Genomic DNA, 5,857 nt, shown 5'->3' with positions numbered 1-5,857 from the left:
CTTTAAACCTAATAACAGATTTGTTTAATTTTAATAACATCTGGCTATAAACAAGATTTTTCATTAATGCAGGTATATGAGTAGAAGTTGTTATTCGTCAAGAATGCTATTTCTGCATAACGATATTATGCACCGCTTGGGCTAATACCCGTTCAGGGGGAAATATGGCGACAAAACTTAATATTGTATTGGTCCATGGAGCATGGGCTGATGGCTCACAGTGGCGCTATATTATCCCAGCCCTGCACCAGATGGGGCACCGGGTCATTGCAATACAAAATCCGCTGACATCATTAGCAGATGACGTGGAGCGGACCATTAAGCTAACTACCGCCTTATATGGCCCTACCCTATTAGTGGGCCACTCTTATGGTGGCATGGTCATTACACAAGTCGGGCATCTACAAAATGTGGTCGGTATGGTCTATCTCGCCGCTTTTGCTCCCGATGCGGGAGAGAGCTTATCCAGTACTTTTGCACTGCGTGAACCACCTGTTAGCGCCGCTTATATTCGCCCGGATGATAATGGATTTCTATGGATTGACACTGACCAGTTCCACGAAAATATGTGTCAGGACATTGATGAGAATGAAGCACTGGTGATGTCTATGGTGCAAAAACCCTTAGCAACTCGCGCTTTTACTGATAAGTCTGCTCAGCCTGCCTGGCGGGTCAAACCTTGCTGGTATCAGGTTTCAACGGAAGACAGAATGCTGCCGGTCGAAACACAACGCGGTTTTGCTGCTCGAATTCAGGCCCAAAAGGTGATTGAGTTACCCTCCAGCCACGCCTCGATACTCTCTCATCCACAGCAGATAATCGCGCTGATTGTCGATGCCGTAAATGCGGTTAAATAGTTATCATACGTCAGCCTCACCTCTGCATCATATGACAGGCGAAAAAAATCCGCCCGAAAGCGGATTTTTATCAGACACAGCATAATACCGTGAAAGATGAGTGCTAACTATTCTAAGCAGTCGCTTAGAAAGTGTAACCTACGCCAGCAACCCAAGTACCGACATCAACGTTGCGGATGCGGCTCTGTTCGTAAGAAACGTCCAGGGCAACATTTTGCATTGGGTTGAACTGCATACCTGCGCCGTAAGTAAAGCCGTAATCGCTGGTGCTGCTTTTATCGCTAGCAGAAGTTGGGTAGTTCTGGCTGAAACGACCGTAACCCACACCTACCAGGCCATAAACGCTAGCCCAATCGTTGATACGGTAAGCTGGACCACCGGTGATAGCATTGTATTGTGCTTTGTTGTATACCGACGCGCTGTCACCGAAGCTGCTTTTTTCAGTGTGAGTGAAAGAGGTGATGTAACCCAGTTGAGAATCACTCCACTCGTAACGGTATTTCAGGTTGAAACCTGAAGATTTGTTAGCAACACCTTGATAATCGCTCTGGGCATAACCACCAGAAACGGTGCTTTGACCGGCAAAGGCTGAACCTGCGGTCACTGCTAATACACAAGCTGCTACTGCTGAAAGACATGCAATTTTATTCATAACCACCTCGAAAGACGCAAATTTTTAGATGAAACAAGAACACCATGAAATTATAACAATAAATAGTAGGAAACTCTGCCTACATATGATTGTCTAATCATTTATTTGGTGTAACAAAGGGTTTCAAGAATCTTCCATCTTACTAATACGCTTACGAATTTCCGCCATTCTACACCTTTTTGTGACTCCCATCACCAAAAGCCATTCCAGACTATTCTTAGTTTTAGCGCTTAAATAACCAGCAGAAATAGCGTTAAAAAACCGCAATGCTGAAAATTTATTATTTCTTTCACTGCTTTCCGTTTCTTTTTTCGCTCCTTTGGTGATTTTCAAACACTTGGCTGACATTTCATTTACACTGGCAAAGATAGTTACCTAATAATTTTCTTTGAGGCTTAACAGGATGTCTTTGTCTCCTTCATCCAAACATTCACTCCCCTTAGTCCCTATTCTGTTGCTGGTGATTGCCATGATCTCCATCCAGAGTGGTGCATCGTTGGCGAAAAGTTTGTTCCCACTGGTTGGCGCGCAAGGAATAACCTCGCTGCGGCTCGGTATCGGCACACTTATTTTGTTTGTCATCTTTAAACCTTGGCGAATGCGATTCACCTCAGGCAGCCGCTTACCCTTGCTTATTTATGGTGTGACATTAGGTGGAATGAACTTTTTGTTTTACCTGTCACTAAAAACGGTGCCATTGGGTATTGCCGTCGCATTGGAGTTCACCGGCCCGTTGGCGGTTGCCATGTTCTCTTCTCGCCGCCCGGTGGACTTTATCTGGGTAGGGTTGGCCGTTCTGGGGCTATGGTTCTTATTACCGCTGGGACATAACATTGGTACCATTGATTTATTTGGCGCGGCTTGTGCCTTGGGTGCGGGAGCCTGTTGGGCGCTGTATATTATTTCAGGGCAGAAAGCCGGCGGTGATCACGGTCCTGGGACTGTCGCGGTGGGTTCTCTGATCGCAGCACTGGTATTTTGCCCAATTGGCGTAGCATATAACGGCCTTGCCCTGTTCGATCCCGCCATTCTCCCCGTTGCTCTGGCTGTCGCTATTTTGTCGACGGCATTGCCCTACTCACTGGAAATGGTCGCACTGACCCGGCTCCCTACGCGCACATTTGGCACGTTAATGAGTCTGGAGCCAGCACTGGCGGCCATTTCAGGGTTGGTATTCTTAAATGAACATCTGACATGGGTTCAATGGTTGGCTCTGGCATCAATTATCAGTGCCTCTATCGGGGCCACACTGACTATCAAACCCAAGCCACAACTGGATCAAATTGCCTGAAGGGTGCTGGCTAGTTCAGCCCTCTCACCTTCTATCCTATTGTTATTTATCAAACGCCAGCCCAGCACTGCACGGGTTGGCGTTTTTTATTAATTATTTTCCTTTTTTTTTGCATCCAAAACACCAGGCTGATTCGTATAGGTAGATGTGAGGCAAGACTTCACCTCAACCCTCCTAAAAGGAATACATTATGAAAACGCTTCTTCGTACTGCTATCTGTGCTTCCTTACTGTTCAGTACTGTCTCTATGGCCGCCATGATGTCCGAAACTGTTATGGTAGGTGGTGCTCCGATGTTGCCGAGTAAAAATATTATCGAGAATGCGGTTAACTCCAAAGATCACACGACCTTAGTCGCTGCGGTTAAAGCTGCGGGGTTGGTTGATACCCTGCAAGGCCCCGGGCCATTTACCCTGTTCGCGCCCACCAATGCCGCGTTTGCAAAATTGCCCGCCGGTACAGTTGAAAGTCTGGTCAAACCAGAAAATAAAGCCATGCTCACCCAAATCTTGACCTATCACGTGGTGGCCGGGAACTACGATATGAAACAGTTAGAAAGTAAAATTAAAGCCGCAGGGGGTACTGCCGAGCTGAAAACTGTCAATGGCCAATCACTGTGGATTATGAACAACGGGCCACATAACATTCAGCTTAAAGATGGAAAAGGGAACATCGCTAATATCAGCACCTATGATGTACAACAGAAAAATGGCGTGATCGATGTGATTGATACCGTTCTGATGCCTAAATAAAACCCGTCTATACTGGGTGCAGTGTCTCACTGCACCTGACGGCTTTTAGGGATTGGCGCATGAATGAATACTCACTGGAACAACAAATCGGGCTGATCGATGCCATTGCTCAAGGTGATCAGTCCGCGTTTGAAAAACTATACCGGCTCACTTCCCCCAGACTCTTCGCGGTCGCCTTAAGAATGCTGCGCAACCCTGCTCGGGCAGAGGAGGTTTTGCACGACTGTTTTCTCACCGTCTGGCATCGGGCCGATAATTACAATGCGCAACTCAGTGCCCCATTGACCTGGTTGACCCATATTGTACGTAATCGGGCCATCGATTTGATGCGCGGCAGTGATAATCGTCTGCAAACGTTGAACGATGATCAAACCGATTATTTGACCGATGACACACTGACGCCTCTGGCTCAATTGCAGCAAGACAGTGAAGCTAAACAATTGGCAGACTGTTTGGCACATCTACCGGTTGAGCAACGACAAAGTATTATGTTGGCTTATTATCAGGGGCTTTCTCATGGGGAGATCTCTACTCATCTACAACAACCACTGGGTACGATAAAAAGCTGGATACGTCGTGCACTCGATCACTTGAAGGGCTGCGTAGGCTTATGAAAAACAGACGCGAATATGACTCAGCATTGGCCGCTGAATATGCGCTGGGAACCCTGCGCGGACTTGCCCGGCTGCGTTTTGAACGCCGATTCCGTCGTGACCCACAGTTGGCGGCAGATGTTGCCAGTTGGCAGCGTCTGTTTACCCAACTGGATAATCAATTGGCCCCGCTGGAGCCCCCTGAACGCGTATGGAAGCGGCTGGAGTTAGAGTTACCACCAATCAATCTGCGCCATATCAAACGTAATCGTTGGTCTTATTTGGGTTGGGCTGTCGCCGCCGCACTGGCCGCAGTCCTGGTTATCCCACGTTTATTGGTAGAGCCACCAACAGCCGTCCCGGTGGCCGTGCTCTCCAATAGCCAGCAAAGTGGTCAATGGGTGGTCAGTCTGGAGAAATCGACTCGTAGCCTGACATTAACTCCCCTTAACCCCGTGGTAGTCAGTGAGCGTAATAGCCTTGAATTATGGAGTATTCCGGCGGGTGAAAAACCACACTCTCTGGGGTTACTCAATACCCATGGGCCGACACAACTGACTCTGACTGAAAACCAGTTAATGGCGAATTCATTATTAGCAATCAGTCTGGAGCCTCACGGCGGTTCGCCCACTGGCCAGCCAACCGGTGCGGTGCTGTTTAGCGGGCCATTGCAGAATCTATAATAGATAAATATGCACGCGTTAGCGGCTATCACTTATCCGCATTACTGATCTTTTTCTACCGGAGGTTATGCATGCAAGACTGGGATCCTGATTTATACCGCCAATTTGAAGCAGAACGTACCCGCCCTGCCGGTGATTTGCTCGCACATATCAGCACTACCCAGCCACAGCGCATCAGTGATTTAGGTTGTGGGCCAGGCAACTCTACCCAATTGCTGCACCAGCGTTTTCCGCAGGCGCAGCTGGTTGGGATTGATAACTCGGTGGCGATGTTGGCCAGTGCGCAACAGCGCCTGCCGGCATGTGCATTTCTTGAAGCGGATATTCGCCAGTGGCAACCCGCTGAGCCACAAGATCTTATTTATGCTAACGCATCGTTACAGTGGCTTACCGATCATCAGCAACTCTTTCCTTATTTGTTCTCCAGGTTGGCTACCCACGGCATACTTGCGGTCCAGATGCCAGATAATCTGGAGGAACCCAGCCATCGAGCTATGCGTGAAGTTGCAGAAAACGGTCCATGGCAGCAAGCACTACAAGAGGCGGGGGCAATACGGGCGAAGGTTCTGTCAGCCAATCAGTATTATGACTTACTGGCCCCCAATGCAGAGCGGGTAGATATTTGGCGCACTACCTATTACCACCCGATGCCTTCAGCGCAAGCCATCGTCGATTGGCTGCGAGCCACAGGTTTACGGCCTTTTCTTGAACCGCTCTCTGACGCAATGCGATTGGATTTTTTGCAAGACTATCTGGCAATCATTGATGTGGCCTATCCGCAACAGGCCGATGGCCGCCGTTTGTTGGCATTCCCCCGCTTGTTTATTGTTGCCCACGCCCGGTAGTCATACCGGGTATGTTGGTTGAATTTATTGACTGGCATAGCTGCTGATTCGTTCCGGTACGGAACTATTCATCGCATTATATATATTATTCATGTTCGCCAAGCCATTAATTAATAACACCTTCGCCTCATCCGTGACATTAAATATTATTGAAAGCACCCAAATGGATATTGACCTCATAAAAA

8 protein-coding genes are annotated in these 5,857 nt (G+C 48.1%); 6 read left to right on the top strand and 2 right to left on the bottom strand.

What is annotated here, in order from left to right:
* Window positions 1-164: 164 nt before the first annotated feature.
* Window positions 165-857 (top strand): alpha/beta fold hydrolase, encoded by a 693-nt coding sequence (locus V1952_RS19610; RefSeq protein WP_372558426.1) that lies wholly within the window; start codon window positions 165-167, stop codon window positions 855-857.
* 124 nt (window positions 858-981) lie between these two features.
* Here V1952_RS19610 and ompX read toward each other — a convergent pair whose 3' ends face one another.
* Both ompX and V1952_RS19600 read right to left on the bottom strand, forming a co-directional pair.
* Window positions 982-1,509, bottom strand: coding sequence for an outer membrane protein OmpX (gene ompX, locus V1952_RS19605; protein ID WP_372558425.1), 528 nt, complete (start codon window positions 1,507-1,509; stop codon window positions 982-984).
* Between the two features lie 123 nt (window positions 1,510-1,632).
* Window positions 1,633-1,842 carry a hypothetical protein gene (locus tag V1952_RS19600; protein WP_227746547.1) on the bottom strand — a complete coding sequence of 70 codons (210 nt, stop codon included), beginning with the start codon at window positions 1,840-1,842 and terminating at the stop codon, window positions 1,633-1,635.
* A 70-nt stretch (window positions 1,843-1,912) separates the two neighbouring features.
* Here V1952_RS19600 and rhtA point away from each other — a divergent pair, with 70 nt between their 5' ends.
* The 5 genes from rhtA (at window position 1,913) to tam (ending at window position 5,672) form a co-directional block, all read left to right on the top strand.
* Window positions 1,913-2,800 carry a threonine/homoserine exporter RhtA gene (rhtA, locus tag V1952_RS19595; RefSeq protein ID WP_083159428.1) on the top strand — a complete coding sequence of 296 codons (888 nt, stop codon included), beginning with the start codon at window positions 1,913-1,915 and terminating at the stop codon, window positions 2,798-2,800.
* Between the two features lie 190 nt (window positions 2,801-2,990).
* Window positions 2,991-3,551, top strand: a complete 561-nt coding sequence (locus V1952_RS19590) for a fasciclin domain-containing protein (protein WP_420075369.1) — start codon at window positions 2,991-2,993, stop codon at window positions 3,549-3,551.
* 59 nt (window positions 3,552-3,610) lie between these two features.
* Window positions 3,611-4,165 carry a sigma-70 family RNA polymerase sigma factor gene (locus tag V1952_RS19585; protein ID WP_083159432.1) on the top strand — a complete coding sequence of 185 codons (555 nt, stop codon included), beginning with the start codon at window positions 3,611-3,613 and terminating at the stop codon, window positions 4,163-4,165.
* Complete coding sequence (locus V1952_RS19580) at window positions 4,162-4,827, top strand: anti-sigma factor (protein ID WP_420075368.1); 666 nt, start codon at window positions 4,162-4,164, stop codon at window positions 4,825-4,827. The genes V1952_RS19585 and V1952_RS19580 overlap by 4 nt, the downstream gene beginning before the upstream one ends.
* Window positions 4,828-4,898: 71 nt before the next feature.
* Window positions 4,899-5,672, top strand: a complete 774-nt coding sequence (gene tam, locus V1952_RS19575; protein ID WP_420075367.1) for a trans-aconitate 2-methyltransferase — start codon at window positions 4,899-4,901, stop codon at window positions 5,670-5,672.
* Window positions 5,673-5,857: the final 185 nt, after the last annotated feature.

Origin of the sequence: Yersinia sp. 2542 StPb PI (assembly GCF_048593855.1) — a bacterium.
Lineage (GTDB): Bacteria > Pseudomonadota > Gammaproteobacteria > Enterobacterales > Enterobacteriaceae > Yersinia > Yersinia enterocolitica_E.
This window is presented reverse-complemented; position numbering and strand designations above follow the sequence as displayed.

What these genes read in the sequence shown, in the direction of transcription:
- rhtA (WP_083159428.1), top strand. Translation starts at nt 1,913, where the DNA reads ATGTCTTTGTCTCCTTCATCCAAACATTCACTCCCCTTAGTCCCTATT.
- ompX (WP_372558425.1), bottom strand. Translation starts at nt 1,509, where the DNA reads ATGAATAAAATTGCATGTCTTTCAGCAGTAGCAGCTTGTGTATTAGCA.
- V1952_RS19610 (WP_372558426.1), top strand. Translation starts at nt 165, where the DNA reads ATGGCGACAAAACTTAATATTGTATTGGTCCATGGAGCATGGGCTGAT.
- V1952_RS19580 (WP_420075368.1), top strand. Translation starts at nt 4,162, where the DNA reads ATGAAAAACAGACGCGAATATGACTCAGCATTGGCCGCTGAATATGCG.
- tam (WP_420075367.1), top strand. Translation starts at nt 4,899, where the DNA reads ATGCAAGACTGGGATCCTGATTTATACCGCCAATTTGAAGCAGAACGT.
- V1952_RS19590 (WP_420075369.1), top strand. Translation starts at nt 2,991, where the DNA reads ATGAAAACGCTTCTTCGTACTGCTATCTGTGCTTCCTTACTGTTCAGT.
- V1952_RS19585 (WP_083159432.1), top strand. Translation starts at nt 3,611, where the DNA reads ATGAATGAATACTCACTGGAACAACAAATCGGGCTGATCGATGCCATT.